Annotated in this window: 23 protein-coding genes and 4 pseudogenes; 18 read left to right on the forward strand and 9 right to left on the reverse strand. The window is 62.3% G+C overall.

Annotated elements, in window-relative coordinates; genetic code table 11:
* Positions 1-16: 16 nt before the first annotated feature.
* The 3 genes from X733_RS159740 to X733_RS159730 form a co-directional block, all read right to left on the reverse strand.
* Positions 17-664 carry a response regulator transcription factor gene (locus X733_RS159740; protein WP_023668347.1) on the reverse strand — a complete coding sequence of 216 codons (648 nt, stop codon included), beginning with the start codon at positions 662-664 and terminating at the stop codon, positions 17-19.
* The gene (locus X733_RS159735; RefSeq protein ID WP_023690914.1) at positions 661-2,052 is read right to left on the reverse strand and encodes a sensor histidine kinase; all 1,392 of its coding nucleotides are present in this window, start codon (positions 2,050-2,052) and stop codon (positions 661-663) included. The genes X733_RS159740 and X733_RS159735 overlap by 4 nt, the downstream gene beginning before the upstream one ends.
* Before the next feature lie 162 nt (positions 2,053-2,214).
* Positions 2,215-2,508 (reverse strand): DUF1236 domain-containing protein, encoded by a 294-nt coding sequence (locus X733_RS159730; protein WP_023668349.1) that lies wholly within the window; start codon positions 2,506-2,508, stop codon positions 2,215-2,217.
* Between the two features lie 580 nt (positions 2,509-3,088).
* On the opposite strand from X733_RS159730, the gene X733_RS159725 reads away from it, so the two are divergent.
* The 9 genes and pseudogenes from X733_RS159725 (at position 3,089) to X733_RS159690 (ending at position 13,908) form a co-directional block, all read left to right on the forward strand.
* The gene (locus X733_RS159725) at positions 3,089-4,051 is read left to right on the forward strand and encodes a DUF1236 domain-containing protein (RefSeq protein WP_023668350.1); all 963 of its coding nucleotides are present in this window, start codon (positions 3,089-3,091) and stop codon (positions 4,049-4,051) included.
* Between the two features lie 331 nt (positions 4,052-4,382).
* Positions 4,383-6,179, forward strand: coding sequence for an acetolactate synthase 3 large subunit (locus X733_RS159720; protein WP_023817979.1), 1,797 nt, complete (start codon positions 4,383-4,385; stop codon positions 6,177-6,179).
* Positions 6,180-6,260: 81 nt separating this feature from the next.
* Positions 6,261-6,833, forward strand: coding sequence for an acetolactate synthase small subunit (gene ilvN, locus X733_RS159715; RefSeq protein ID WP_023668352.1), 573 nt, complete (start codon positions 6,261-6,263; stop codon positions 6,831-6,833).
* 99 nt (positions 6,834-6,932) lie between these two features.
* Positions 6,933-7,529, forward strand: a complete 597-nt coding sequence (locus X733_RS159710) for a LysE family translocator (protein ID WP_023817980.1) — start codon at positions 6,933-6,935, stop codon at positions 7,527-7,529.
* A gap of 225 nt (positions 7,530-7,754) precedes the next feature.
* Positions 7,755-9,044, forward strand: a complete 1,290-nt coding sequence (locus tag X733_RS159705; RefSeq protein WP_023817981.1) for an efflux RND transporter periplasmic adaptor subunit — start codon at positions 7,755-7,757, stop codon at positions 9,042-9,044.
* The gene (locus X733_RS159700) at positions 9,041-12,202 is read left to right on the forward strand and encodes an efflux RND transporter permease subunit (RefSeq protein WP_023817982.1); all 3,162 of its coding nucleotides are present in this window, start codon (positions 9,041-9,043) and stop codon (positions 12,200-12,202) included. The genes X733_RS159705 and X733_RS159700 overlap by 4 nt, the downstream gene beginning before the upstream one ends.
* A gap of 64 nt (positions 12,203-12,266) precedes the next feature.
* On the forward strand, positions 12,267-12,890 hold the full coding sequence (gene nthA, locus X733_RS159695) for a nitrile hydratase subunit alpha (RefSeq protein WP_023690920.1): 624 nt from the start codon (positions 12,267-12,269) through the stop codon (positions 12,888-12,890).
* A pseudogene (nthB, locus tag X733_RS01000000165920) lies at positions 12,887-13,547 on the forward strand (nitrile hydratase subunit beta). The gene nthA and the pseudogene nthB overlap by 4 nt, the downstream one beginning before the upstream one ends.
* Positions 13,534-13,908: a nitrile hydratase accessory protein gene (locus tag X733_RS159690; RefSeq protein ID WP_023725319.1), complete on the forward strand. Its 375-nt coding sequence runs from the start codon at positions 13,534-13,536 to the stop codon at positions 13,906-13,908. The pseudogene nthB and the gene X733_RS159690 overlap by 14 nt, the downstream one beginning before the upstream one ends.
* A 41-nt stretch (positions 13,909-13,949) precedes the next feature.
* On the opposite strand, the gene X733_RS159685 is transcribed toward X733_RS159690, so the two are convergent.
* Positions 13,950-14,252: a hypothetical protein gene (locus X733_RS159685; protein ID WP_023817983.1), complete on the reverse strand. Its 303-nt coding sequence runs from the start codon at positions 14,250-14,252 to the stop codon at positions 13,950-13,952.
* Between the two features lie 242 nt (positions 14,253-14,494).
* On the opposite strand from X733_RS159685, the gene X733_RS159680 reads away from it, so the two are divergent.
* Complete coding sequence (locus tag X733_RS159680; RefSeq protein ID WP_023682070.1) at positions 14,495-15,622, forward strand: ATP-dependent RecD-like DNA helicase; 1,128 nt, start codon at positions 14,495-14,497, stop codon at positions 15,620-15,622.
* 6 nt (positions 15,623-15,628) lie between these two features.
* Here X733_RS159680 and X733_RS159675 read toward each other — a convergent pair whose 3' ends face one another.
* A complete protein-coding gene (locus tag X733_RS159675) occupies positions 15,629-16,048 on the reverse strand; it encodes an STAS/SEC14 domain-containing protein (RefSeq protein WP_023682069.1) in 420 nt (139 codons plus the stop codon).
* A 112-nt stretch (positions 16,049-16,160) separates the two neighbouring features.
* Here X733_RS159675 and X733_RS159670 point away from each other — a divergent pair, with 112 nt between their 5' ends.
* From X733_RS159670 to X733_RS159665, 3 genes and pseudogenes are all read left to right on the forward strand, one after another.
* Entirely contained in the window at positions 16,161-16,901 is a 741-nt protein-coding gene (locus X733_RS159670) for a pyridoxine 5'-phosphate synthase (RefSeq protein WP_023668363.1), read from the forward strand.
* Positions 16,902-16,978: 77 nt separating this feature from the next.
* Positions 16,979-18,874, forward strand: a pseudogene (locus tag X733_RS01000000165925) (potassium transporter Kup).
* Positions 18,875-18,909: 35 nt separating this feature from the next.
* Positions 18,910-19,950 (forward strand): aldehyde reductase, encoded by a 1,041-nt coding sequence (locus X733_RS159665; protein WP_023817984.1) that lies wholly within the window; start codon positions 18,910-18,912, stop codon positions 19,948-19,950.
* A gap of 50 nt (positions 19,951-20,000) precedes the next feature.
* Here X733_RS159665 and X733_RS159660 read toward each other — a convergent pair whose 3' ends face one another.
* Positions 20,001-20,891: an SDR family oxidoreductase gene (locus X733_RS159660; protein WP_023714294.1), complete on the reverse strand. Its 891-nt coding sequence runs from the start codon at positions 20,889-20,891 to the stop codon at positions 20,001-20,003.
* A gap of 138 nt (positions 20,892-21,029) precedes the next feature.
* On the opposite strand from X733_RS159660, the gene X733_RS159655 reads away from it, so the two are divergent.
* Together X733_RS159655 and X733_RS159650 are read left to right on the forward strand one after the other, a co-directional pair.
* Positions 21,030-21,437 carry a helix-turn-helix domain-containing protein gene (locus tag X733_RS159655; RefSeq protein WP_023690335.1) on the forward strand — a complete coding sequence of 136 codons (408 nt, stop codon included), beginning with the start codon at positions 21,030-21,032 and terminating at the stop codon, positions 21,435-21,437.
* Positions 21,438-21,512: 75 nt separating this feature from the next.
* Positions 21,513-22,745: pseudogene (locus X733_RS159650) on the forward strand (NAD(P)/FAD-dependent oxidoreductase); the annotation flags it as partial.
* Here X733_RS159650 and X733_RS1000000167680 read toward each other — a convergent pair.
* Complete coding sequence (locus tag X733_RS1000000167680; protein ID WP_155924156.1) at positions 22,711-23,469, reverse strand: glutathione S-transferase family protein; 759 nt, start codon at positions 23,467-23,469, stop codon at positions 22,711-22,713. The pseudogene X733_RS159650 and the gene X733_RS1000000167680 overlap by 35 nt on opposite strands.
* A 1-nt stretch (position 23,470) precedes the next feature.
* Positions 23,471-23,776 carry a Rieske (2Fe-2S) protein gene (locus X733_RS159640; protein ID WP_023690332.1) on the reverse strand — a complete coding sequence of 102 codons (306 nt, stop codon included), beginning with the start codon at positions 23,774-23,776 and terminating at the stop codon, positions 23,471-23,473.
* A 95-nt stretch (positions 23,777-23,871) separates the two neighbouring features.
* On the opposite strand from X733_RS159640, the gene X733_RS159635 reads away from it, so the two are divergent.
* The 3 genes and pseudogenes from X733_RS159635 (at position 23,872) to ilvC (ending at position 26,123) form a co-directional block, all read left to right on the forward strand.
* Entirely contained in the window at positions 23,872-24,330 is a 459-nt protein-coding gene (locus tag X733_RS159635) for a MarR family transcriptional regulator (RefSeq protein ID WP_023698360.1), read from the forward strand.
* A gap of 154 nt (positions 24,331-24,484) precedes the next feature.
* Positions 24,485-25,080 (forward strand): annotated as a pseudogene (locus X733_RS01000000165930) (TetR/AcrR family transcriptional regulator).
* A 23-nt stretch (positions 25,081-25,103) separates the two neighbouring features.
* The gene (ilvC, locus tag X733_RS159630) at positions 25,104-26,123 is read left to right on the forward strand and encodes a ketol-acid reductoisomerase (protein WP_013531065.1); all 1,020 of its coding nucleotides are present in this window, start codon (positions 25,104-25,106) and stop codon (positions 26,121-26,123) included.
* Positions 26,124-26,204: 81 nt separating this feature from the next.
* On the opposite strand, the gene X733_RS159625 is transcribed toward ilvC, so the two are convergent.
* Positions 26,205-26,489, reverse strand: coding sequence for a PilZ domain-containing protein (locus tag X733_RS159625; RefSeq protein WP_023685169.1), 285 nt, complete (start codon positions 26,487-26,489; stop codon positions 26,205-26,207).
* Between the last annotated feature and the right edge of the window lie 146 nt (positions 26,490-26,635).

Genomic DNA, 26,635 nt, shown 5'->3' on the forward strand with positions numbered 1-26,635 from the left:
ACAAGCCCCGATCTCCCTATACAAGACCCGTTTTGGGCGCGTGCATAAGAATGGCTGCTTCGGTGCGGTTTCGCACCTTTAGCTTTTGAAATATCCGAGTCATGTGGTGTTTTACCGTTTTCTCCTGCAGGTTGAGACGTTTGGCGACTTCTTTATTGCTCAGTCCTTCGCCTACCAAGGAGATTATCCCAAGCTCGCGTCCCGAGAGATTGGCAACGAGATCGGTTGTGCGCTTTTCCGGTCGGATCAGTTCATTCAAAAGCTGCGCTGACAGGGTCGGCGAAACATATTTTTTTCCTGCGGCTATATAAGTCAGCACCTCGGCCAGCGATGCCGCCCCAATCCCTTTCAGCACATATCCACGTACGCCCAGCCTGAGCGCCGTCGCCAAATCGGCGTTCGCCTCCGAGACGGTGAGCATGACGATCTTGCAGTCAGGCTGAGTTGCAAGAATATTTTCCGCTGCGGCCAGACCCCCTCCCGGCAAACTGATGTCGAGCAGCAATATGTCGGGATTTGCCAAGGCCGCAAGCTGTTCGGCATCCGTCGCGGTTTCGCCCGCACCAACGACTTCGAAGCCGCCGATTTCGGCGAGGCTGCGAGCCACACCCTCGCGAAACAGCGGATGATCATCAACAATGGCAATCCTTATGGGAGCGGTCATTTCTGGTCCTCGATGTTGAGCGTTATGGTCAGCCGGGTCCCCCTGGGGCTCGAAAAGGTCTCGAAGTGACCTCCGATACTTTCGATACGTTCCCTCATACCGGCGAGTCCAAGTCCTTCACACGATCCCGACTGGAATCCAGGGCCGTGATCAAGCACTTGAATGAGGAGCTTGCCCTGCGTCACTCTCGCCTTGACAGCCTGCCCCTTGCCCAGACCGTGTCGCCAGGCATTGTTCAGCCCCTCCTGCGCGAAGCGAAAGATGCTTATTTTCTCGGACGTCCCCAGGTCGGGCAGGCGAGATGGCAGTGAAAGCGATACGGAAGAGGCTGTACGGCGTTCATGTTCGGCAACCGCAAGCCGCAATATCTCCGCGACTGTCGAAGCTTCGATCTGTGGCAGTACGAGGCCGGTGCAGATGGCGCGGATCTCCCGCATCGCCTCATCCAACGTATGATGGATATCGGCGATCTCGGTCTTGCGGTGGCTTGGGGATGCGGCGGGATCGAGCAGCAGAGGGCTGTCCATGCGCAGCGCAGCCAGTGCGACGAGCTGAGCTGGACCGTCATGCAAATCAGACCCGATGCGACGCAAGTAACGTTCGTTGATTGCCGTTGCGCGGCGCGACGCCTGCTGGACGCGCTCCCGCAAAGCGGAATTCTGCTCCAAAAGCAACTGAAGCTCCGCCACTTGTGTCTCAAGCGCTGAACGCTGCGTTTCGATAGTGCTGCTGCCGCGAAGCACGATTCCCGAGAGCATCGCCAAGGCGACCGCGGTCGCGCCAGCCACGAGCAGCCAGCTCGACCATAGTGCCGAGTTTAAAGTGCCCTGAAGATCGTCGGCTATCTCGTAGAACTCGGAAACGGCCACAACATCGCCCGACCACGGCTCTCGAACCGGATTGTAGATCTCGAGCAGCGAGGCGGTGGGGCTCTTCCGTTCCTTCCTTTCATTTTCGTCCAGATCATTGAATTGCGCCACCACGTTTCCGCCGAACGCATGCAGCAAGTTCGCATTTGGCTCGAAGGTCTGGCCAATAAGAGCCGCGTCTTTGGCGTACAGCACCTTGCCATCACGCCGCCAAAGCACGAACGACGCCAGTTTTTTTCCGAGAGCACCCTGGTCCAGGGTTTCATCGAGTGCCCGTTTAACGGTGTCGCTGAGCTGCTGGCTTTTGCGCATATCCGGCAGGATTGGCGCGATGACACTGTCAACGTAAAGCGCGGTTGTGCTTGCAGAGTTGCGGATCACTCCATCTCGTATTTGCGAGGTGACCCATAGGCCGACGACCAGCATCAGCGACAGCAGCCCAATGCTTCCGACTATGATGAACTGCCAAGCCAACGATAGCCTGTTCCAGTTTTGATAGAGACTATCAATGTAGCGCACGTCTCAACCGACCCCGCGAGCTTTGGCCGTGCCAAAATCCTAAGCCATCCTACAACTAGAACGGTCGATGGTGCGAGCAAGCGCTAGGTTGAATTGCCGGGGAAACCGCAATTTCAGGGCATGATCCCACCGCCACCGCGGGGAACGGCGGTGGGATCAGCGTTACTGTATGATCTTGACGATCTTCCGCGTGCCGGGGTCGACCAGCACGGTTCGCCCGTCGACCACAACGTAGCGATACTTGACGCTCGGCACTTCATGCAGTTCCACCGTGTCGGGAATGGCGGTCCCCACGTTCAATTCGACACCTGGAATCTTCACCGACGCAAGGGGCTGCTTTTTCACGTATTCGCGCACAACCGTTTCCTGCTCCGGCGCGATGATGACGTCTTGAGCAGCAACTACGCCCGCGCTCGCGAGCAGCAAGAATCCGGCAATTGCGGTCGACTGGTACATGGTCGTCATGATTCTCTCCTTCATGCGAGCAACGCTCATGCATCTTGCGCGAGCTCGATTCCGATACGGTGGTGTTGGTGAGGTTGCACACCGCAAGCCGAACGGGCTTTTCGCGGCTGCGTTCCCGTGTGGGGCTTCGGTCCGGGCGTCATCGGGCCAATGGACGATAGGGGGAGGGACCAAAGTCTGGTGCCAGGCTGTAGAGGTCCTAGAGCCTCCTCAGGGCGGAACACAGGGTTCTCGGCATCGTTGAGATCAGCACTTGTGGGAGGCGTTNGGAGGCGTTAATGGACAACAGCGTCCATCAGGCACGATGGTTGCTCTTGCCTGTTTTCGGGGTAGCCATCCTGGTCATGACGACGGGAGTACTTCTAAGCTTGTGAGGCTGGTGTGGGATCACAAGCTCAGCAGATGTTACGTTGCATTGATTGTTTGATGCAATTTGTAGGTGATTGTTGCAAAATTACTGCCTACATTCATTGGTCTTCTTAGAAGCCCGATTTTATTCACAAAATGTGGAACAAAGTATTTTTGGCAGAGTTGGCTAGGCTGAGGGACCGACTCTTTAAGGAGAAAGCAGATGAAACATGTGTTGATCACGAGCATGATTGCGCTTGGCGTCGGGTGCGGCGCCGCGATCGCCCAGACCCAGGCCGTGCAGCCGAGCGGCGGCGACAACTGCGCCGCCGGCGCGGCCGATTGCCAGAAGGGCGGCAAGGCCGGCGAACAGGCGCAAGGCAAGATGAAGTCACAGACCGATCAGAATGCACAGGGCCAGGCTGGCGCCACGACCGATCAGCAGGCTCAGGGCAAAGCCAAGCTCAAGACGGATGAACAGGCACAGGGCAAGGCCGGGACCAGTACCGAGCAGAATGCTCAGGGTCAGGCCGGCGCCACGACCGATCAGCAGGCTCAGGGCAAGGCCAAGCTCAAGACGGATGAACAGGCCCAGGGCAAGGCCGGGACCAGCACCGAGCAGAATGCTCAGGGCCAGACCGGCACCAGCACCGAGAAGCAGGCTCAGGGCAAGGCCAAGCTCAAGACGGATGAACAGGCCCAAGGCAAGGCCGGGACCAGCACCGAGCAGAACGCTCAGGGCCAGACCGGCACCAGCACCGAGAAGCAGGCTCAGGGCAAAGCCGGGACCAGCACCGAGCAGAACGCTCAGGGCCAGACCGGCACCAGCACGGACCAGCAGGCCCAGGGCAAGGCCGGGACCACCACCGAGCAGAACGCTCAGGGCAACACAAACGTCCAGACCGACCAGGGCAATACGGCCTCGATCAACAACGTGACCGTCGAGCAGAAGACGCAGGTCACGCAGATCATCCACGAGACCAGGGTTGAGCCGGTGAAGAACGTCGACTTCGACATTTCGGTCGGCATCGAGGTGCCGCGGCACAAAGTGCGCCTGCACCGTCTGCCGGCGCGCATTGTCAAGATCGTCCCGGCCTACGAATCCTATGAGTACTTCGTGCTGGCCGACGGGCGCATCGTCATCGTCGACCCGGATACGTACAAGATCGTGCTGATCCTGACGTGACACGGCAGTGGCTCTTGTTCCCGGCGCGGTGCGATTGAGGGGTATCGTATGCGCCGCGGTGGCCCGCCGACCAGAGGCGGCGGGCCACTTGCTTTGTCTTTCGCATCGCGCGTTTTTCCCGTTGACACCTTGCCTTTCACCCTCGTAGTGTCCGCCACGATGAAAAAGGCACTCATTCTCGTAGGAAAGCGCGTGGGCAAGGCGGTGTAACCGCCGGGCGAAAACCTCCCATGCGCAACACACAGGCTCCCATCGGGGGCCTTTTTTATTGCCCGAAACACGACTAAACGACCAGCAATCGCCTCATGGCTAGAAGTACGGGACCAGACCGATGAGCAACGGACAGAACGAACGGCGCGAAATGCCAAACAGGGAAATGACTGGCGCCGAAATGGTGGTGCAGGCGCTGAAGGACAACGGCGTCAAGCATGTCTTCGGTTATCCCGGCGGCGCGGTGCTTCCGATCTATGACGAAATCTTCCAGCAGGACGAGGTCGAGCACATCCTCGTCCGCCACGAGCAAGGCGCAGGGCATGCGGCCGAAGGCTATGCCCGCTCGACCGGCAAGGCCGGCGTCATGCTGGTGACCTCCGGCCCTGGCGCCACCAATGCGGTGACGCCGCTGCAGGATGCGCTGATGGATTCGATCCCGCTGGTCTGCCTGACCGGGCAGGTGCCGACTTCGCTGATCGGCTCCGACGCGTTCCAGGAGTGCGACACGGTCGGCATCACGCGCCCCTGCACCAAGCACAACTGGCTGGTGAAGGACGTCAACGAATTGGCTGCCACCATCCATGAGGCCTTCCATGTCGCGACGACCGGCCGCCCCGGCCCGGTGGTGGTCGACATTCCGAAGGATGTGCAGTTCGCCAAAGGCATCTATGTGCCGCCGCAGGCAGCGCCGCGCACCAGCTATCAGCCGAAGGTCCAGGGCGACCTGGAAAAGATCAAGGCCGCCGTCGAACTGATGGCCAGCGCCAAGAAGCCGATCATTTATTCGGGCGGCGGCGTCATCAACTCCGGTTCGGAGGCCAGCCATCTGCTGCGCGAACTGGTCGACCTCACCGGCTTCCCGATCACCTCGACGCTGATGGGCCTCGGCGCCTATCCGGCATCGGGCAAGAACTGGATGGGCATGCTGGGCATGCACGGCACTTATGAAGCCAATATGGCGATGCATGATTGCGACGTGATGATCTGCATCGGCGCGCGCTTCGACGACCGCATCACCGGACGGCTGACCGCCTTCTCGCCCAACTCGAAGAAGATCCACATCGACATCGATCCATCGTCGATCAACAAGAACGTGCACACGGAAGTGCCCATCATCGGCGATGTCGGCCGGGTGCTGGAGGATATGGTGCGGCTGTGGCGGGCGAGCGCCAAGGCCGACAAGAAGGCGCTCCATCCCTGGTGGGAGCAGATAGCCAAATGGCGCGCGCGTGACTCGCTCGCCTTCAAGATGAACCACGATGTGATCATGCCGCAATATGCCATCCAGCGGCTCTACGAACTCACCAAGGACATGGACACCTACATCACCACCGAGGTCGGCCAGCACCAGATGTGGGCGGCGCAGCACTATCATTTCGAGAAGCCGAACCGCTGGATGACGTCGGGCGGGTTGGGCACGATGGGCTACGGCCTGCCGGCGGCGCTCGGCGTGCAGATCGCGCACCCGGATGCGCTGGTCATCGACATCGCAGGCGATGCCTCGGTGCAGATGACGATGCAGGAGATGAGCGCGGCGGTGCAGCACAATGCGCCGATCAAGATCTTCATCCTCAACAACCAGTATATGGGCATGGTGCGCCAGTGGCAGCAACTGCTGCACGGCAACCGTCTGTCGCATTCCTACACCGAGGCGATGCCCGATTTCGTCAAGCTGGCCGAGGCCTATGGCGGCCACGGCATTCGCTGCGAGAAACCGGACGAGCTGGACGATGCGATCAAGGAGATGATCGCGGTGAAGAAGCCGGTGCTGTTCGATTGCCGGGTGGCGACGCTCGCCAACTGCTTCCCGATGATCCCGTCGGGCAAGGCGCATAATGAAATGCTCCTGCCCGACGAGGCGACCGACGAAGCCGTGGCCAACGCCATCGACGCCAAGGGCAGGGAACTGGTCTAGGTCCAAGCCGGGGCAGGGCTGTCGCGAGAAGCCGTGCGCAAACAGAGAATTAGCTCAAAGTCTGAAATCGAGATTCATGTCATGAACGCACAGCTTCAACCGACCGGCTCCGCCTATTTCATCGCCAAGGAAACGGAAAAGCCGGAGAACCACACGCTCTCCGTTCTGGTCGACAATGAGCCCGGCGTGCTTGCCCGGGTCATCGGCCTGTTTTCCGGCCGCGGTTATAACATCGAGAGCCTCACCGTCTCCGAGACCGAACACGAGAAGCACCTGTCACGCATCACCATCGTGACGCGCGGCACGCCGCATGTGCTGGAGCAGATCAAGCATCAGCTCGAGCGCATCGTGCCGGTGCACCGCGTCGTCGATCTCACCGTGCGCTCGCACGAGTTCGGCCAGGAGCGGCCGCTGGAACGCGAGCTGGCGCTGGTCAAGGTCGCCGGCACTGGCGAAGCCCGCGTCGAGGCGCTGCGTCTGGCGGATGCTTTTCGCGCGTCGGTCATCGACGCCAACACCGAGCACTTCATCTTCGAGATTACCGGCAAGGGTTCGAAGCTCGACCAGTTCATCGCCATCATGAAGCCGCTCGGCCTGGTCGAGATCTGCCGCACCGGCGTGGCGGCGATGAATCGCGGCCCGCAAGGGATGTAGGCCTTCATGCGCGCGGCGGAGCGCTTTGGACCAATGGAATGAGGTTGCGTCCAGCGCTCTGTCGATTTAAGTCAGCATTGCTGACCTTTGTGAGCCGTCATGACCCTCGACGCTTTCCTTGCCCTTTTGGTCTACGCCTTCGTGACCTCGATCACGCCGGGGCCGAACAACCTCATGCTCTTGGCGTCGGGCGTGAATTTCGGCCTCGTCAGAACCATTCCGCATATGCTGGGCATCAGCATGGGTTTCCTGGTGCTGTTGCTTGCCGTCGGCTTCGGCCTGGGCGCGGTGCTGACGGCGTTTCCGGCCTTGCACGCCGGATTGAAGATCGCCGGCGGCGCCTACCTGCTCTATCTCGCCTGGAAGATAGCCATGTCGCGCTCGCTGTCCAGCAAGGGTGAGACGGAGGCACGGCCGATGCGCTTCATCGAGGCAGCCGCATTCCAGTGCGTCAATGCGAAAGCCTGGGTGATGGCGATCACCGCCATGGCCGTCTACTCCAATCCGGGCCACGCGTTCCTGTCGGTGGCGCTGATCGCGATCGCCTTCACCGTCGTCAACCTGCCAAGCGTCTCGGTGTGGGCCGGCTTCGGCACAGTGCTGCGCGGATTCCTGTCGGATCCGGTGCGGCTGAAATGGTTCAACATCGCCATGGGCGTGCTCTTGGCGGCGACGCTCTGGCCGATGCTGAAATAGACGCATCCGGCCTGAAATCTCAACTGCATCCTGGCTGGTTTTCCGACTGCTGAGCCGGCTGCATAGTCATTGTGCAGTGCACATTAAATCTTCGTAATGCCGTGTTTTGGCCCTTTTCCGACAAATGTGCGTCCTATCTACTTCGGCGAGATCGCGGCAAGGCGCCGTGATTGCGTAGAATGAGACCACCGGGTTCGGCGTGTCGGATCATAGGGCTTTTAGTCGATGCGCGGTAAAGTCGTTCTGACGGTGTTGGTGGTAGCGGGCTGTGTCGCCGCGGCGTGGGTCTATTTTTCGCCGCCGGCGATGAGCAGTCTGCAGCAGATGCTGCCGGGCGCCAGGCAGACGGCAGCGGCGGACAAGCCGGCTGGATCGGACAAGGCTTCGGCCGACAAGGCTGGGGGCAAATCCGGCGCCGGCGGTAATGCCGCCCGTTCGGCCTCGATCGTCTCGGCCACCGCGACAATGGCCGATTTTCCAATCCGCCGTTACGCCATCGGCTTCGTGTCTTCGCCGGCCGTGGTCAACATCAACGCCCGCGTGTCCAGCCAGATCGTATCGATCGACGTCAAGGACGGCCAGATGGTGAAGGCCGGCGACCTGCTGTTCTCGCTCGACGACAGGGCGCTCAAGGCGCAGCTTGCCAAGGATCAGGCGACGCTCGCCAAGGACCAGGCCCTGCTAACCAGTTCGGGCTCCGACCTTCAGCGCGCCAAGGATCTCGTCGCCAAGCAGGCCGGCACGCAGCAGACTTACGATCAGGCGGTGGCGGCGCAAAAGGCTGCGGCGGCGACGGTCGATGCCGACAAGGCGACGATCGACGCCGACAATGTCCAGCTCGGCTTTGCCAGCATCAAGGCGCCGATTGCCGGCCGGCTGGGCGCGGTCAACGTTTCGGTCGGTGACCTCGTCACCTTGAGCAACGGCAACTCGAGCACGGCCACGCCGCTGGTGACGATCACCGAGATGGATCCGCTGCAAGTCAACTTCAACCTGCCGGAGAGCAACCTGGCGCTGCTGCACAAGGCGCTGGCCAACCCGCAGCAGGGGGCAGTCACGCTGACCAAGGACGGCGACCCGACTCCGATCGGCAAAGGCACGCTCGACTTCGTCGATTCCAGCGTCGACACCGCTTCCGGCACCATCGCGACACGGGCGAGCATCCCCAACGCCGATCTTTCGCTGTGGCCCGGGCAGTATGTGAATGTCGTGCTCGACGCCGGCATCATGCCGCAGATGACATCCATCCCGACGGTCGCGATCCAGCCCAGCCAGAAGGGGCCGTTCGTCTATGCCGTCAAGCCGGACAACACGGTCGAGATGCGGCCGGTGCAGGTGGCGCTGACCGAAGGCGAAAACAGCGCCATCAGCGAGGGCGTCAAATCAGGCGAGAAGGTGGTGGTCGAGGGCCAGACCAGGCTGAAGGACGGCGCCGCCATCCACGAAGGCAAGGCGGCCGGCGGTGATCAAGCTGCTCCCAAGGTCGCCGAGGCCGGCAAGGCGGCTGCCCAATGATTTCCGAATTCTGCATACGCAGGCCTGTCGCCACGCTGCTGATGTCGTTCGCCCTCGTGCTGGGCGGGCTGTTCGCCTACAAGTTCCTGCCGGTGGCGGCGCTGCCGAGCGCCGAATTCCCGGTCGTCAACGTCTCGGCCACCCTGGCCGGCGCTTCGCCCGAAACCATGGCCACTTCGGTGGCGACGCCGCTGATCAAGCAGTTCGCCACCATCGCCGGCATCGATTCGATCTCGACCAGCAATTCGCTGGGACGCACGTCCATTGCCATCCAGTTCGTGCTCAACCGGGATATCGACGCGGCGGCCGCCGACGTGCAGGCGGCGATCGCGCGCACGCAGCGGCAGTTGCCGCCGGAGATGACGTCGCCGCCGAGCTATCGCAAGGTCAATCCGGCCGACGCGCCGATCCTTCTGATGTCGCTGGTCAGCGACACGGTTCCGCTCACCGACCTCGACGCCTTCGCCGAAAACGTCATCTCGCCCTCGCTGTCGACCATCGACGGCGTGGCGCAGGTGTCGATCTTCGGCCAGCAGAAATATGCGGTGCGCGTGCAGATCGACCCGACGGCGCTGGCGGCGCGCGGCATTTCGATCGACCAGCTGCAGACGGCAATCGCGTCGGCCAATTCCAACACGCCGCTCGGGGTCTTGCAGAACGACAAGCAGCAGCTGACCATCACGGCCAACACGCAGCTCACCGATGCCGCCGGGTTCTCCAACCTCATCATCGCCACCAAGAACGGCCATCCGGTGCGGCTGGGCGAGGTGACGCGCGTCATCGACTCGGTCGAGACCACGACGACCGCAAGCTGGTACGACGGCACGCGCGCCATCATCCTGGCGGTGCAGCGCCAGCCCGACGCCAACACGGTCGACGTCGTCGACAAGGTCAAGGCGATGCTGCCGTCGTTCAAGGACCAAATGCCGGCCGCCGCCGACATCAAGCTGCTCAACGACCGTTCGACCTCGATCCGCCAGGCCGTCGACGACGTCCAGTTCACGCTGCTGTTGACCATCGCTTTGGTGGTGATGGTGATCTTCGTCTTCCTGCGCCGGGTGACCGCAACCATCATTCCGGCCGTGGCGGTGCCGATTTCGCTGATCGCGACGCTGGGCGCCATGTTCCTGTTCGGCTTTTCCATCGACAACATCTCGCTGATGGGCCTGACGCTCGCAGTCGGCCTCGTCGTCGACGACGCCATCGTCATGCTGGAAAACATCTTTCGCCACATGGAGGAGGACGGTCTCTCGGCCTTAGATGCCTCGCTGAAAGGCGCGCGCGAGATCGGCTTCACCATCATCTCGATCTCGATCTCGCTGGTGGCGGTGTTCATCCCCGTGCTTTTGATGGGCGGCGTCATCGGCCGCATCTTCAACGAATTCGCCGTCGTGGTAACGGTCGCCATCCTGGCTTCGATGTTCGTGTCGCTGACACTGACGCCGATGCTGTGTTCGCGCTTGCTGTCGGTGACCAAGGCCGATCGCGACAAGCATGCCCCCGGCCACAAGCAGGATATCGTCACCCGCGGCTATGACCGGCTTTTGACCTTCTGCCTGCGCCACACTTTTCTGGTGTTCCTCGTCTTCGCCGGCACGGCGGCAGGGTCGGTCTGGCTGATCGAGGTCTCGCCGAAAGGCTTTTTCCCGCAAGAGGATATCGGCCAGATCTCGGTGACGACGATCGCCAGGCAGGACATCTCCTACGACGCCATGGTCAAGCTGCAGAACCAGGCGGCAAGTGTCTTCTCGCGTTCGCCCTATGTCTCGCATGTGGCCTGGTCAGCCGGCGGCGGCAACAATGCGCTGAACCAGGGCCAGCTCTATGTGCAGCTGAAGGACAAGAGCCAGCGCCCCGACATCGATAAGGTACTGTCGGATCTGCGGCGGCAGCTGGCCGTCGTGCCGGGGATCGATGCCTATATGCAGCCGGTGCAGAACCTGCGACTTGGCGCGCGTTCTTCCGCCAGCGCCTACCAGCTCGTCGTTCAGGGCCTCGATACCGGCCTGACCGACACATGGGCGCAAAAGCTCAACGATGCGATGGCGGCCGATCATGCGAATTTCACCGACGTCACCAGCGATTTGCAGAACAATTCATTGCAGGCGACGCTGGTGGTCGATCGCGACAAGGCGGCGTCGCTCGGCATCGACACCGACACGCTGCGCTCCAGCCTCTATGGCGGCTTCGGCACGGAGCAGGTCTCGACGATCTTCGGCTCGGCCGACAGCTACGAAGTCATCATGGAGCTCGATCCCAACATCGAATGGTCGCCCGAGCGCATGCTGGCCATCCAGGTCAGGACGGCAAGCGGCAGCCTGGTGCCGCTCGGCGCCTTTGCCCGCGTCGACCGCACCGCCGGCGCGCTGACGGTCAACCAGCTCGGCCAGCTGCCGGCGGTCACCATCTCCTATAATCTGCCGCAAGGCGTGGCGCTGGGCGACAGCACGGCCCGCATCGCCGCGCTGAAGGAGCAGATCGGCATGCCGCCGGCGATTTCGACCAGCTTTGCCGGCACCGCCAAGACCTTCCAGGATTCGCTGGCCAATCAGGGCCTGCTGATCGGCGGCGCCATTCTGACCATCTATATCGTGCTCGGCATCCTCTATGAGAGCTTCATTCATCCGCTCACCATCCTGACCGGCCTGCCTTCGGCGGTGCTGGGCGCGGTGGTCGCGCTGCGCCTTGCCGGCATGGACCTGTCGGTGATCGCGGTGATCGGCATCCTGATGCTGATCGGCATCGTCAAGAAGAACGGCATCATGATGGTCGACGTCGCGCTGGAGCTGCGACGAGAAGGCATGTCGGCCAAGGAGTCCATCCACAAGGCGTGCCTGATGCGTTTCAGGCCGATCATGATGACGACGTTGGCGGCGCTGATGGGCACGTTCCCGATCGCGCTCGGCACCGGCGCCAGTGCTGAGCTGCGCCAGCCGCTCGGTGTCGCGGTGGTTGGCGGTCTCCTGGCGTCGCAGGCGCTGACGCTGTTCGTCACCCCTGTCATCTATGTCTATTTCGAGAATTTCTCCGGCTGGCTGGTGAGCTTCTTCTGTTCGAAAAAGAACAGGCCGGAGCTGCATGCGGTCGAGAGCGGCGAGCAGGCCTCGCTGTTCGCTCCCGAGGATCGGCTCGAGCCGCAAAGGGCCGCCGCCGAATAGGCGATAGTCCGTGGCCCAAGCTGTCATGCTTGCGGCCGCGTGCCGCCGATCCTAATCTGAGGTCATGTCCCATGATCATGACCACGACAATGAGCTCGACCCGTTTGCGGCGCGCGTGCGCGCGCTGGAGACCATCCTCACCGAAAAAGGCCTGATCGATCCGGCGGCGATCGACGTCATCGTCGACACCTACGAGACCAAGATCGGGCCGCGCAACGGCGCCAGGGCGGTGGCGAAAGCCTGGAGCGATCCGGCCTTTGCCGAGTGGCTGAAGCGCGACGCGACTGCGGCGATCACCTCGCTGGGCTACACCGGCCGCCAGGGCGAGCACATGCAGGCGGTGTTCAACACGGACGAGACGCACAACCTCGTCGTCTGCACGCTGTGCTCCTGCTATCCGTGGTCGGTGCTCGGCCTGCCGCCGGTCTGGTACAAGGCGCCGCCCTATCGCTCGCGCGCCGTGATCGATCCGCGCGGCGTGCTGGAGGAGTTCGGGCTGACCTTGCCGGCGGAGAAAAACATCCGCGTCTGGGATTCGACTGCCGAACTGCGCTATCTCGTGGTGCCGATGCGGCCTGACGGTACCGAAGGCTGGAGCGAGGACCAACTCGCCGAACTGGTCAGCCGCGATGCCATGATCGGCACGGCGGTGGCCAAAGAACCCGGGACAAAGAAGGTACCGGCATGAACGGGCCGCAGGATCTAGGTGGACAGATGGGTTTCGGGCCGGTCGCGCCCGAAAGGAACGAGCCTTACTTCCATGCCGACTGGGAGCGGCGGGCGCTGGGCGTGACGCTGACCGCCGGCGCCATGGGCGCCTGGAACATCGACGAGAGCCGGCACGCCAGGGAATCGGTGCATCCGGCCGTCTATTATTCCTCGAGCTACTACCAGATCTGGATCAAAGCGCTCGAGGTGCTGCTGAAGCGCCATGGCTTCGTCAGCGAGCGCGATCTGACGGAGGGTCGGGCGGTCGATCCGGCGGCGACGCCCAAAAGGGTGTTGAAGGCCGAAAACGTGCCGGCGGTACTGGCCAAGGGAGGACCTTGCGACCGGCCGGTCGAGACGGCGCCGCGCTTCAAGGCCGGCGACCCGGTGCGGACAAGGAATTTCAAATCCCACCGGCCACACAAGGCTACCGCGTTATGCGCGCGGCAAGCACGGAGTGATCGAGGCCGTGCGTGACGGTTTTGTGTTCCCCGACAGCAACGCGCATGGCAACGGTGAAAACCCGCAATGGGTCTATACCGTGGTCTTCGATGGCTCGGAAATCTGGGGCGAGGGCGCCGACCCGACGCTGACCGTCTCGATCGATGCCTGGGAGAGCTATCTTGAGCCGGCCTGAAGGTGCATTGCCGGCGGGTCTGGACGAACCGGTATTCGCCGAACCCTGGCAGGCCGAAGCCTTCGCCATGACGGTGGCGCTGCATGACAAGGGCCTGTTTTCGTGGAGCGAATGGGCCGATGCGCTGTCGGCGCAAGTGAAGAAGCCGGGCGCCGCAAGCGACGGCCACGACTACTACGAGCATTGGCTGGCTGCGCTGGAGACGCTGCTGGCGGCCAAGGGCGTCGCGGGAAAAAGTGACGTCGACACGCTCGCCGCCGCCTGGGAACGCGCCGCGCATGCAACCCCGCACGGCAAGCCGATTTTGTTGGAGAACGATCCCGGGCCGACCAGAGGTAGCGGCGGCGGCGCGAACATATAGTCCGCCTGTGGTTGGTGTTTGAAATCTGGCGGCCGATACAACTAATTTTCGACGACCATGCCTTCGTCGTCCCCATAGACAAACGCCTCAACGACGGCGAAGCGGCCACGGTTTTTGGAAATGGCGACGAAGTCGTTGTCAGCCAAGTGGAGGATCACTTGCTCGTCGCTGATGGTAACACGTTCTATGGTACTGGCATTTTCGTCACTCAGACAGGCCGTGACCTCGGTATATATCGCGAACCCTGCGTCATCCGACAAGGAGACAACGATGCCATAACCAGGTTCGCCGATTTCGATCTTCTTTATCGACTTTCCGATCAGCCTGTCTGCGAACGACCTCATCAATATCCTCGCTTATAGGTGTCTGCGCCGATCTGCATCTCGATCATGTCCGTGATAGTGGCATTGCCCGATCTAGGTTCAAATGCCTGAATTCAAATCGTTCGTTATCCGCCTGCATGTTCACTTTACGTTCGCATTTGCGCCTGCTAGTTTGTCCCGTTGAAGGTGAGGCAATCCCATCGTTTTAAGCGGTGGTTGGCACCAAGCTTGTCTTTCTCTCGCGAATCCGGTCTGTCGAATCGATGGAATTCTCTCCCCAACAGGATGAGGCGTTGAAGGCGGTGGCGCGCTGGCTGAAAGAGGGCCGGCCGCAGGTCTTCCGGCTGTTCGGCTATGCCGGCACCGGCAAGACCACGCTGGCGCGCTATTTTGCCGAGCATGTCGACGGGCAGGTGCAGTTTGCCGCCTTCACCGGCAAGGCGGCGCAGGTGCTGCGTTCCAAGGGCGCGGTCAATGCCCGCACCATCCATTCGCTGATCTACCGGCCGAAGGGCGAGGAATCGGTGTCGGACGAGGTGACCGGCAAGACCTCGATGTCGCCGACCTTCTCGCTCAACCGGCAAAGCCCTATTTCACGGGCGAAGCTGGTGGTCATAGACGAATGCTCGATGGTCGACGAGCAGCTTGGCCGCGACCTTCTGAGTTTTGGCACGCCGATCCTGGTGCTTGGCGATCCGGCGCAGCTGCCGCCGATCTCGGGCGGCGGCTTTTTCACCGAGCATGAGCCGGATGTGCTCTTGACCGAAATCCATCGCCAGGCGCGCGACAATCCGATCATCCAGCTGGCGCTCGACGTGCGCGAGGGCCGCGAGTTCATGCGCGGCGACTACGGCAGCGCGCAGGTCATCGGCAAGGAGGACGTCACCCAGGAGTTGGTGCTGAAGGCGGACCAGGTGTTGGTCGGCACCAACCGAACACGCCGCCGCTACAATCAGCGCCTGCGCGAGCTGAAGGGTTTCAATGCCGATTATCCGCAGGCCGGAGACAAGCTGGTCTGCCTGCGCAACGACCCCGCCAAGGGCCTGCTCAACGGTTCGCTGTGGAAGGTGATGACCTCGTCGCGCGAAACGGTGAAGCCGGGCATCAACCTTCTGGTCTCGCCCGAGGAGGACGATCCCGACCGCGGCGTCGCCAAGATCAAGCTGCTCAAGTCGGCTTTCGAGGATCCGGACGCCGATATCCCCTGGCAGCAGAAGAAGCGCTTTGACGATTTCGACTATGGCTACGCGCTGACCGTGCACAAGGCGCAGGGTTCGCAGTGGAACGATGTCGTGCTGTTCGACGAGAGCTGGGCGTTCAAGGAAACCCGCCAGCGCTGGCTCTATACTGCCATCACGCGGGCGGCAGAGCGGCTGACGATTGTTAGATAGCTGGCGTCAGGTAGCAGCCGGCGCAGCAGGGCTGAGTGGCGTCGCACCCAGCCATTGCCAGGCATCCGCTTCGTCCTCGGCCGCGAAGTGCCTGAACTCGATGGGTGGCGAAGCCGGAAGGAAGTTCCGCGCATCCGCTATCCAGTCGGGCTCACCGATCGTCGCGCACCGGGCGATATGCTCTAGCGCATGAACCGTACCTTGTTTCAGCGTCTCGTCGTCCATATCGATCCAGTCGACGCCCTCATGGTCGACCAGCCGCACCAAGACGTCGATCCTCGGGTGCAGCGCGTAGGCAGCCTCCAGCAATCCGAACAGATTTTCGCCGTCGGCTGCCGATACATGGCCGACGACGTCGATGGCGAAAAGGTCCTCACGGTCGGTTTCGAGGCGGCGGATCGCGGGCACGGATTGGAGAAAATTCATTGGCTGGGTTCCCCCTTGCGAGCAGATGTCATCACTGGAACACCCGAAAGCCCCTGTCTGTTCCCATCAAAGGCAGTATAGATGCGCTGCACAAACAGCCGGACCTCACGCCATGCCCGCGAAACTCTCGGTCAATCTCAACGCCATCGCCATGCTGCGCAACCGCCGCAACCTGCCGTGGCCCAGCGTCACCGGGCTCGGCCGCCTGGCGTTGGCGGCCGGCGCGCACGGGCTGACGGTTCATCCGCGGCCCGACGAGCGCCACACCAGGCATTCCGACCTGCCCGAGATCCGGGCGCTTATCGACGACGAGTTTCCCAAGGCGGAATTCAACATCGAGGGCTACCCGACCGAGGATTTTCTGGCGCTTGTGGAAAGGCACCAGCCGGAGCAGGTGACGCTGGTGCCCGACGATCCGGCGCAGGCGACATCGGACCATGGCTGGAACTTTGCCGCCGAGGCGGCGTTCCTTAACCCGATCGTCAAGCGTCTGAAAAAAGGGGGCTTCCGCGTGTCGCTGTTTTCCGATCCGGATCCCACCGGCGTCAATGCCGCGCGCGACACCGGCGCCGACCGCATCGAGCTCTATACCGGGCCCTACGGCAGCTATCATTCCGATTCCGCCAAGGCGCGGAAGGAGCTGGAAAGATTGGGAAAAACCGCGGATGCCGCACTCGCCGCCGGGCTCCAGGTCAATGCCGGGCACGATCTGGTGGTGAACAACCTTCCGGCATTGGCAAAGCGCATTCCGGCATTGGCCGAAGTGTCTATCGGACACGGGTTGACAGCCGATGCGTTGGAGTATGGCATGGCCGGCACGGTGGGGCGGTTTCTGAAGGCTTGCGGTTGGTAGCGGTGGTAGGCTCGTGTCGAAGGTGATATCGCATGACAGCAAGCAAGGCGCACCGCGCGGTGATCGGGGAGTAGTCGATGGCTCTTTCCAGCATCGGTAGCGAGGCTGAACCCGTCGAACAACCGAACCACTCCCAAACTGAACAGCACAGCACCAAAGTTCTGATGCTGGGCGCGCTTGGCGTCGTCTATGGCGATATCGGCACCAGCCCGATCTATGCCTTCCGCGAGGCGCTTCACGCTTCGCCTGGTACCGACACGCGTATAGATGTCCTGGGCGTGCTGTCGCTGATCGTCTGGGCGCTGACGATTATCGTCACCATAAAATACGTCGCTTTCGTGCTTCGCGCCGACAACAAGGGCGAGGGCGGCACGCTGTCCCTGATGGCGCTGGCGCGCAGCGCCTATCCAAAAGGCGCCAAGCTTATCCTCGGCATCGGACTTTGCGGGGCGTCGCTTTTTTTCGGAGACGCTATCATAACTCCGGCCATTTCCGTGCTGTCGGCAGTTGAGGGCCTGGAAGTGGTGACACCGACGCTGGAGGCCTATGTCGTTCCGATCACCTTGGTCATCCTGGCATTTCTGTTCTCCGTGCAGCGCTTCGGCACGGGGAAGGTGGCGGCAGTATTCGGGCCGGTGACGGCGCTATGGTTCCTGGCCATCGGCGTTTCCGGGCTGTACCACCTGATGGATGATCCTTCGGTGCTGTTGGCGATCAACCCGTATTATGCGATCGCCTACTTAGCCGGCACGCCGACCGCCGCTTTCGTGACCGTTGGTGCAGTGTTCCTGGCGGTAACGGGGGCCGAGGCGCTTTATGTCGACCTTGGACATTTCGGGCGCAAGCCGATCGTGCTCGCGTGGTTTTCCGTGGTGTTTCCTTGCCTGCTGCTCAACTACTTCGGCCAGGGCGCCTTTGTATTGGCGAATGGCGGCAGGCCGACCAATCCATTCTTCGAGATGTTGCCGGATTGGGCGCTGATGCCAATGGTCGGCTTGGCAACGGCCGCCACCGTGATCGCCAGTCAGGCGGTGATCTCGGGTGCTTTTTCGCTGGCACGTCAGGCAGTGCAACTCAACCTGCTGCCCCGCATCGAGGTGCAGCACACGTCCGAAATGCAGAGCGGCCAGATTTATATGCCGCGCGTCAACCTGCTCATCGCCCTGGGAGTGATGCTGCTGGTTGTCGGCTTCGGCAGCTCGAGTTCGCTGGCTTCCGCTTACGGAATTTCGGTAACCGGCGAGATGCTGATGACAACCATTCTGCTGTTCGTTGTCATGCGCAATTTGTGGAAATGGCAGCTTGGGCTTGCCTTGGCATTGGCCCTGTTGTTCGGCACCATCGACATGGGTTTCTTCCTGGCGAATGTCGTCAAGATCGTGGAAGGCGGATGGGTGTCAATATCCGTTGCCTGCCTCATGGGGCTGATCATGACCACCTGGATACGCGGCAGCCGCTATCTATTCGACAAGACCCGGCGCAACGAAATCCCGCTCGATTTCCTCGCCGGCAATCTGTTGAAGAAGAAGCCGCAGCTGNTTCGACAAGACCCGGCGCAACGAAATCCCGCTCGATTTCCTCGCCGGCAATCTGTTGAAGAAGAAGCCGCAGCTGGTGTCCGGCACCGCCGTGTTCCTGACCAGCGATCCGCAAAGCGCGCCGACAGCGCTGATGCACAGCCTGAAGCACTACAAGGTGCTGCACGAGCAGAACGTCATTCTGTCGGTGGTCACCGCACCGCAGCCGCTGGTGCCCGACAGCGAGCGGGTCAAGATGGAGACAGTCAACGAGTTGTTCATGCGGGTGACGCTGACCTTCGGCTATATGGAGCAGCCCAACATTCCGCGCGCGCTGGCGATCTGCCGCAAGCAGGGCTGGAAGTTCGACATCATGACGACGTCGTTCTTCNGACGGAGTATTTCCAGATCCCGACCGGACGTGTGGTCGAGATCGGCACGCAGGTGGCGATCTGAGGGTCTCGAACGGATAAATCGTCGAGGAGGCTAATATGAGCGGCGAATTGGTGCTGGTCACGGGCGGGTCCGGCTTCCTCGGCGCTCACTGCATCCTCGGACTGTTGAAGGCCGGCTACCGCGTCCGCACCTCCGTGCGATCGGCCAGGCGCGAAGCCGATGTGCTCGCCATGCTCAAGGCAGGTAGCACGGAGCCCGGTGACGCCCTTTCATTCGCCCATGCCGATCTGATGGCCGACGCAGGCTGGCCGGCGGCGGTGGCCGGCTGCGATTACGTGCTGCATGTCGCATCGCCTTTTCCGCCCGGCGTGCCCACGCATGAGGATGACCTGATCCTTCCGGCGCGCGAGGGCGCGTTGCGCGTGCTGCGGGCGGCGCGGGATGCCGGGGTCAGGCGCGTCGTGCTCACCTCATCCTTCGCGGCCGTCGGCTATGGCAAGATGCGCGCGGATGGGCAGCCTTTCAACGAGGAAAACTGGACCGATCCGGCAGGCAAGGTCAGCGCCTATGTGAAGTCCAAGACGCTCGCCGAGCGCGCGGCCTGGGATTTCATCGCCGAGCAGGGCGGCGCGCTGGAGCTTGCGGTCGTCAATCCCGTTGGCATCTTTGGACCGGTGCTCGGCGCGGACCATTCGACCTCGACCGAATTTGTCCAGCGCATGCTGAACGGCGCCGTGCCTGGGCTGCCGCGCCTGTCCTTCGGCGTCGTCGACGCGCGCGACGTGGCGGATCTGCATGTTCGCGCCATGACCCACCCCGCCGCCAAGGGCGAACGGTTCCTGGCTGTCGCCGGCGATTTCATGACGGTGCGCGAGATCGCGCAGACCCTGAATACGCGGCTCGGGCCGGCGGCGTCGCGCGTCTCGACGCGGGAGTTTCCCGATTGGCTGGTGCGCATCATCGGGCTGTTCAATCCGGAAGCGGCACAACTCGCAACGGAACTGGGCAAGATCAAGAACGCCACCAACGCCAAGGCGGTGCGCGTGCTCGGCTGGGCGCCACGCTCGCGCGAAGATGCTTTGATTGCCACGGGCGAAAGCCTGATCCGGCTGGGACTGGTCAAGCGACGTAAGTAATTGTGCGGGAGGCCGAACCTTAAGGGCTCGGCGTCCCGCAATGGCAGCTTTCAGCCGGCCAGTGCAGCCTTGTTCGTCTCCAGAAACTGCTTCAGCGGCACCGACTTTCGGCCGGAGAGTTTTTCGACCGCGTCGGTCACCATGCCGAGGTCACCGGCGCGGGCGGCGGCGTCGAATGAAACCAGCACCTTGGCGAAGGGTTCAGGCAGGCCGGCCGACTTCATTCCCTCGGTCAGGGCTTCGTCGGAAAGCTGGATGACCTTGATCGGCTTGCTGGTGACCTCGGTGACCAACGCCGCCACTTCGGCAGCCGTATACGCACTGGGGCCGGTGAGCGTGTAAGTCGCGCTTTCGCTGCTGTCCGAGGCGAGCCCCGCTGCGATCGCCGCCGCGAAATCGTCACGCGTGCCGTAGGAAATGGCGCCGTCGCCGGCAGAGGTGTACCACTGACCCGACGCCAGAACCTGCGGCAACGCCATGAACAGGTTCTCGTTATACCAGCCATTGCGGAATATCGTGTAGGGGATCCCGCTCGCCTTGACCGCCTGTTCGGTGTCGTAGTGGTCGGGCGCGAAAACAACCGGCGAACCAGGCTCGGGGTTGGGCATCGAGGTGTACAGCAGGTGGCCGACGCCAGCCTGTTTGGCCGCCGTCACCGCCGCAAGCTGCTGCTCGCGCCGCTTCCCCTGTACCTCAAGTTCGTTGGTCGAGATGACGAGTGCCCGGTCGGCTCCCGCGAAGGCCTCGGCAAGCGATTGCGGGTCGTTGAAGTCAGCGGCTCTGACGACGACGCCGCGCGCCGCCAGATCGGCAAGGTTGGCGGGTGTACGGGTGGTGGCGATGATGCGGTTTGCGGGGATCTTTAATGTGTCCAGCAGGTGGTTGATGACGCCGCGGCCAAGCTGGCCGGAAGCGCCGGTGACGAGAAGGGTTGCGGTCATGGGGGATCCTGAAATTGCGCCGGGTGGCGGGTGCTTCTGACAGTCTCAAAAAGAGACCAGCACTAAAATAAGAATTGACCGGCCACCGTAAAGAAGGCAGTTTTTAGGGAGGTAGGCACCGCCAGGGAACCAGCAGCCATGGACGGCAAGGTCGTCAATCTGAGAACCAAGCTCAATATATTCAAAGCCACCAGCGATGGCGCAAACATTGCCGATTGCCCGGTTCGCGACGTGATGCAGGGCGTGAACGGCAAATGGAGTTCGCTGCTGATGGCGGCGCTCGCAGAGCAACCCTATCGTTTCGGCGAGTTGCGGCGCCTGGTGCCCGACATCTCGCAGCGCATGCTCACCCAGACGCTCCACGATCTGCAGCGCGACGGCTTTGTTCATCGCGAAGTGTTCCCGACCAAGCCGCCAAGCGTCGAATACAGCCTGACCGATCTCGGCCGTTCGATGTTCGGCGCCTTGCATCAACTGATCCTGTGGGCCGAACTCAACCATGGTGCGGTGCGCAAGGCGCGCGCTGCCTTCGACGCCGGTGGCTGATATTTTGGTCCATGCAGCAAAGGCTTGATTTGACAATGGCGCTGAAGGATTGTCCGGCCAGTAGTTGGGCGGGCAATGGAAAAATCTCTCGACATCGCGATTGCGGGCGCCGGCCCGGCGGGGCTCGCCACCGCGCTCTATCTCAAGCGCGCGGGCCACAACGTCACCATCTTCGAACGTTTCGAGGAACCCAAGCCCGTCGGTTCCGGACTGATCCTGCAGCCGACCGGGCTGAGCGTGCTCGCCGATCTCGGCCTGCTCGACGACATTCTGGCGCTGGGGAGCCGCATCGAGCGTCTGCATGGCGCCGATGCCTCGAGCGGCCGCACCGTGCTCGCCGTGCGCTACGATGCGCAGCCTGGCGGCCGTTTCGGGCTGGCGGTGCACCGGGCGGCGTTGTTCAACATGTTGTTTCGCGCCGCGCAGCGCCAAGGCATCGCCATCGAAACCGGTGTCGAGATCGAGACGCTGGACGTCGGTGAGCGGGCGATCCTGATCTTCGACAAGAGCCGAACGGTGGGGGGCCGCAGGGCAGGGCCGTTCGACCTCGTGGTCGACGCCAGCGGCTCGCGTTCGAAGCTGCGCCGGTGCCTCAACGATCCGGCCCAGCCGCGGCAGCTCACTTACGGCGCGTTCTGGGCCTCGCTCGGCTGGCGCCAAGGCTTCGACGAAAATGCGCTGCTGCAGCGCTACGACAAGGCCAGCGTGATGATCGGCGTCCTGCCGATCGGCCGACCGGAACCGGGCGGGGAAAAGATGGCGGCGTTCTTCTGGAGCCTGAAGCCGGCGGATGCCGAAAACGTGCGCGCGGCAGGGCTCGACGCATGGAAGGCGAGACTGGTCTCGCTGTGGCCGCAGTGCGAGGCGTTCACCAGCCAGATCGACAGCTTCGACCAGCTGTCGCTGGCGCGCTACGGCCACCACACGATGAAGCTGCCGGCTGGCCGCAGGCTGGCCGTGATCGGCGATGCCGCGCATTCGACCAGCCCGCAGCTCGGGCAAGGCGCCAACATGGCGCTGCTCGACGCGGCAGCACTCAGCCATGCCTTGGCACAAACGGGCAACGTCGAGGCAGCGCTGGAAAGCTACGCCCGGGCGCGGCGATGGCATGTTTGGATCTTCCAGCTGCTGTCGCTGGCGCTGACGCCGTTCTACCAGTCGGACGGCACGATGCTGCCCTTCTTCCGCGACAGGCTGGTGGCAACCATCGCCAAAATCCCGCCAGTGCCAAGCGTGCTTGCCTCGATGGTGGCCGGCACGCTGATCGATCCGTTCAGGCGGATCGGGCTAGAGGAGGTGCACTGGCCAGATCATCGGGCGGGATCAGGGTCGAGAGAAACGAATTTCTCGCACGCAGGAATAGACGCAGCCGCTGCGGATAGTTCGGCGCCACGGCACCCTTGATCGAGGCGCGTTCGCTCAACGCCTTGCGCCAGGCCTGGACCAATGGCTTGCCGTCCAGAATGCCGAAATTGCCGATCCGGTCGAAGGCGTCGAGATAGCGGAAGACCGGGCCGTAGACGGCGTCGACGAGGCAAAAGCGCTGGCCGCTGAACCACGGTCCGGCCTGGTCGGCCAATTCGTTCTCGACACGATCGAACATGGCTGACAGCGCTGCGGATTCCGCCAGGAAGGCGGCCTCCGTCGATGCCGAGTAGAACCGGCCGATGGCGTTCAATGTCGCTGAGCCGAACTCGATCCAGGCGCGATGCCGGGCACGGGCGTAGGCGTCGGCCGGATGCAGAGGATTGGCTTGCGTCTCCTCGAGGAATTCGAGAATAACGGCAGATTCGAAGATCACCGTCTCCTCGCCATTTGCGTGGACGATCAGCAGCGGCACCTTGCCCAGCGGCGAAATCGCCTTGAACCAGTCCGGCCTGTTGGCGAGGTCGATGGTGACACGCTCGAACGGTACGCCCTTCTCGGCCAGCGAGATCGCCGCGCGCTGCACATAGGGGCATAGATGATGGCTGACGAGAATGAGCTTGCCAGTCATTTCATTCTTCTCAGTCATTTCATTCTTCTCAGGCATGTCACTCTCCCCAGACATAGTTCAACGCGCCGTCCTCGACGCGCGTCGACAGGAACATCAGTCGCGACGCTTTTGGCGCCGGACCTTCGATCCGGTCGCCTGATGTCATGTCGAAGGCGGCGCCGTGCCATTGGCAGACCAGCTTGCCGTCCTTGCAGTCGAGCGGCCCGCCGAAATGCAGGCAGACATTGGCGGCGGCGCGGATGCGCTCACCGCTGCGCCAAATATGGACCTCGCGGCCGAAGAATGGCGCGATCAGGCTGCCCGTCTGTGGGACGTCGGCGACTTTGCAAATTTCGTGTTTCATGGATCTTTCCCGGATCGATGCAGTTGCATGCATATAGATGCAAGTGCATTGACCGTCAAGCTTGATGCAACTGCATCTATCGCCTAGAATGGGTCATGGCCAAAACAACCACGCCTTCGCCCGAAGCCGTCAAGGCCTGGGCCCGCCTGATGCGGGTTTCGCGCCAGCTCATCGAAAAGGCGGAAGAGGCTTTGAAGACTAGCGGCTTGCCGCCGCTCGACTGGTATGACGTGCTGCATGAACTCGCCGAGGCGGGTGAGGGCGGGCTGCGGCCATTTCAGCTGACCGAGCGCACTCTGTTTGCGCAGTATAATATCTCGCGGCTTCTGGCGCGGCTCGAGGCCGAAGGACTGGTCGAGAAACTCAGGGTTGCCGACGACGGCCGCGGCCAAACCATCCGCATCTCGGCCAAGGGCCGTGAGACCAGGCGACGGATGTGGGCTGTCTATGGACGGTCGATTGCGGAATTGGTCGGCGCAAAACTCTCCGCGGAGGAGCTGAAGATACTGGCGAGCCTGCTTGGAGAGCTGCGCCATCCGCCCGCCGATGATTGATCCGTCAGAATCTCGTGGTTTGCTCGGCGGCTCTCACGTCGACGATTTTTCTACCTGACCCCTTGCGTCGAGCATAGGATTGCGCAATATGCCGAACCGTAACGTACGGTACGCCGTTTGAGGCGACCCGGCGACCTCATCGAATGGGCGGAAATTGTTGCAGGCAAGCGCCGACATCGATACCAGCGAAGTGCTGACAGAGCGGCAAAAGGCCGTCCTGGACGCGGCTTTGCGGCTGCTGGTCGAGGAGGGCGACAATCTGACCATGACGGCGGTGGCGCGCCGCGCCAGCTGCTCGAAGGAAACGCTCTACAAATGGTTCGGCGACCGCGACGGACTGCTGACGGCGACCGTGCAGTGGCAGGCATCGAAAGTGCGCGTGGTGCCGGTCGACGGTGAGCGGCTGGATCTTGCCTCGCTGACGGCAAGCCTGGAAGGCTTCGCCTCGGACTGGCTNGATCCGGAAAGGACGATCTCGGCGCCATCGTGCTGGAGAATGGCCGTTTCGCGCTGGCCAGACGGCTGAAGCCGGTGCTGCTTGCCGGCAAGCAGGCCGGGCTGCTCGACTTTACGGACGCCGAAATGGCGTTCCGGACCTTTTTCGGGCTGGTCGCCCGCGACGTGCAGATCCGTCTCCTGCTCGGCGACAGGCTGGAATTGACTGAAGCGGCGATCGGCGGCGATGCCGCCCGGGCGACGCAGCAGTTTCTCGCTCTTTATGGAGCAAAAACCGGGCCGCAAGGCCTCTAATCTCTACGGGAAGGAAGCAAAAGATGCGTGTCTATTACGATCGCGACGCCGATCTCAATCTGATCAAGGGCAAGAAGGTCGCCATTATCGGCTATGGCAGCCAGGGCCGGGCGCACGCGCTCAACCTCAAGGATTCCGGCGCCAAGGAAATCGCCATCGGCCTCAAGGCGGGATCGGCGACCGCCAAGAAGGTCGAGGCTGACGGGCTCAAGGTGATGAGCGTGGCGGACGCTGCCAAATGGGCCGATTTGATGATGATGGCGACGCCTGACGAATTGCAGGCCGACATCTACAAAAACGAAATCGCGCCAAACATTCGTGACGGCGCCGCGATTGCCTTCGCGCACGGCCTCAACGTGCATTTCGGCCTCATCGAGCCGAAGTCGACCGTCGATGTCGTCATGATCGCGCCGAAAGGCCCCGGCCACACGGTGCGCGGCGAATACCAGAAGGGCGGCGGCGTGCCGTGCCTGGTCGCCGTCAACCAGGATGCTTCCGGCAACGCGCTCGATCTCGCTCTGTCCTACGCCTGCGGCGTCGGCGGCGGCCGTTCGGGCATCATCGAGACCAATTTCCGCGAGGAATGCGAGACCGATCTGTTCGGCGAGCAGGTCGTGCTCTGCGGCGGCCTGGTCGAGCTGATCCGCGCCGGCTTCGAGACGCTGGTTGAGGCCGGCTACGCACCCGAAATGGCCTATTTCGAGTGCCTGCACGAGGTCAAGCTGATCGTCGACCTGATCTATGAAGGCGGCATCGCCAACATGAACTACTCGATCTCGAACACCGCCGAATGGGGTGAATATGTCTCAGGCCCGCGCATCATTACCGCCGAGACCAAGGCCGAGATGAAGCGCGTGCTGAAAGACATCCAGACCGGAAAATTCACCTCGGAGTGGATGCAGGAATACCGCGCCGGCATGTCGCGCTTCAAGGGCATCCGCCGCAACAATGACAGCCACCAGATCGAGGAAGTCGGCGCCAAGCTGCGCGCCATGATGCCCTGGATTTCCAAGAACAAGCTGGTCGACAAGGCCAAGAACTAACCCGCAGTCGTCGGGATTGGGAGCAAAGAGCCGGCGGAGCGATCCGCCGGCTCTTTCATGCCGGTTTATCGATCAGGATACTCAGCCATAGTGCCAATGGGGCTTCGGCTCGGTGCCGGTGAACTCGACGCCGATGCGGTCGTCGCGGCGCCAGCGCACGATGGCCTTGTAGCCGATGCCGTCGACCGGCACATAGAGCAGGAACTCGTCCGGGACGCGCGCGTCTATAGACACTTTCAGCTCGGCGCCGCCGGCATGCATGTTGCGCACCGTGCACTTGACCTCGGAATTGGTGAGGCCGGTCAGAATCGTCGCGCCTTTCAGCACGCGCTGCCGGTGTTTGTTTCGCAATTCGTTGTCGGCCATGACGGCACGTCCTTCGCGACCGGATCGGCGCGATCGTCAGATGGGGCACGATATCACGGATAGGCTGAGCCGATAAACATATGGTTAGCGGTGACCGAGACCAGCCGTCTTTCCCAAATGAAAACGGCGCCGCGATGGGGCGGCGC

The sequence above is a fragment of the Mesorhizobium sp. L2C066B000 genome, from assembly GCF_000502335.1.
GTDB lineage: Bacteria > Pseudomonadota > Alphaproteobacteria > Rhizobiales > Rhizobiaceae > Mesorhizobium.

Excerpts from the sequence above, each read along its gene's own strand:
- X733_RS159740 (WP_023668347.1), bottom strand. The coding sequence starts at position 664 with ATGACCGCTCCCATAAGGATTGCCATTGTTGATGATCATCCGCTGTTT.
- X733_RS159730 (WP_023668349.1), bottom strand. The coding sequence starts at position 2,508 with ATGTACCAGTCGACCGCAATTGCCGGATTCTTGCTGCTCGCGAGCGCG.
- X733_RS159725 (WP_023668350.1), top strand. The coding sequence starts at position 3,089 with ATGAAACATGTGTTGATCACGAGCATGATTGCGCTTGGCGTCGGGTGC.
- X733_RS159720 (WP_023817979.1), top strand. The coding sequence starts at position 4,383 with ATGAGCAACGGACAGAACGAACGGCGCGAAATGCCAAACAGGGAAATG.
- ilvN (WP_023668352.1), top strand. The coding sequence starts at position 6,261 with ATGAACGCACAGCTTCAACCGACCGGCTCCGCCTATTTCATCGCCAAG.
- X733_RS159710 (WP_023817980.1), top strand. The coding sequence starts at position 6,933 with ATGACCCTCGACGCTTTCCTTGCCCTTTTGGTCTACGCCTTCGTGACC.
- X733_RS159705 (WP_023817981.1), top strand. The coding sequence starts at position 7,755 with ATGCGCGGTAAAGTCGTTCTGACGGTGTTGGTGGTAGCGGGCTGTGTC.
- X733_RS159700 (WP_023817982.1), top strand. The coding sequence starts at position 9,041 with ATGATTTCCGAATTCTGCATACGCAGGCCTGTCGCCACGCTGCTGATG.
- nthA (WP_023690920.1), top strand. The coding sequence starts at position 12,267 with ATGTCCCATGATCATGACCACGACAATGAGCTCGACCCGTTTGCGGCG.
- X733_RS159685 (WP_023817983.1), bottom strand. The coding sequence starts at position 14,252 with ATGAGGTCGTTCGCAGACAGGCTGATCGGAAAGTCGATAAAGAAGATC.
- X733_RS159680 (WP_023682070.1), top strand. The coding sequence starts at position 14,495 with ATGGAATTCTCTCCCCAACAGGATGAGGCGTTGAAGGCGGTGGCGCGC.
- X733_RS159675 (WP_023682069.1), bottom strand. The coding sequence starts at position 16,048 with ATGAATTTTCTCCAATCCGTGCCCGCGATCCGCCGCCTCGAAACCGAC.
- X733_RS159670 (WP_023668363.1), top strand. The coding sequence starts at position 16,161 with ATGCCCGCGAAACTCTCGGTCAATCTCAACGCCATCGCCATGCTGCGC.
- X733_RS159665 (WP_023817984.1), top strand. The coding sequence starts at position 18,910 with ATGAGCGGCGAATTGGTGCTGGTCACGGGCGGGTCCGGCTTCCTCGGC.
- X733_RS159660 (WP_023714294.1), bottom strand. The coding sequence starts at position 20,891 with ATGACCGCAACCCTTCTCGTCACCGGCGCTTCCGGCCAGCTTGGCCGC.
- X733_RS159655 (WP_023690335.1), top strand. The coding sequence starts at position 21,030 with ATGGACGGCAAGGTCGTCAATCTGAGAACCAAGCTCAATATATTCAAA.
- X733_RS1000000167680 (WP_155924156.1), bottom strand. The coding sequence starts at position 23,469 with ATGCCTGAGAAGAATGAAATGACTGAGAAGAATGAAATGACTGGCAAG.
- X733_RS159640 (WP_023690332.1), bottom strand. The coding sequence starts at position 23,776 with ATGAAACACGAAATTTGCAAAGTCGCCGACGTCCCACAGACGGGCAGC.
- X733_RS159635 (WP_023698360.1), top strand. The coding sequence starts at position 23,872 with ATGGCCAAAACAACCACGCCTTCGCCCGAAGCCGTCAAGGCCTGGGCC.
- ilvC (WP_013531065.1), top strand. The coding sequence starts at position 25,104 with ATGCGTGTCTATTACGATCGCGACGCCGATCTCAATCTGATCAAGGGC.
- X733_RS159625 (WP_023685169.1), bottom strand. The coding sequence starts at position 26,489 with ATGGCCGACAACGAATTGCGAAACAAACACCGGCAGCGCGTGCTGAAA.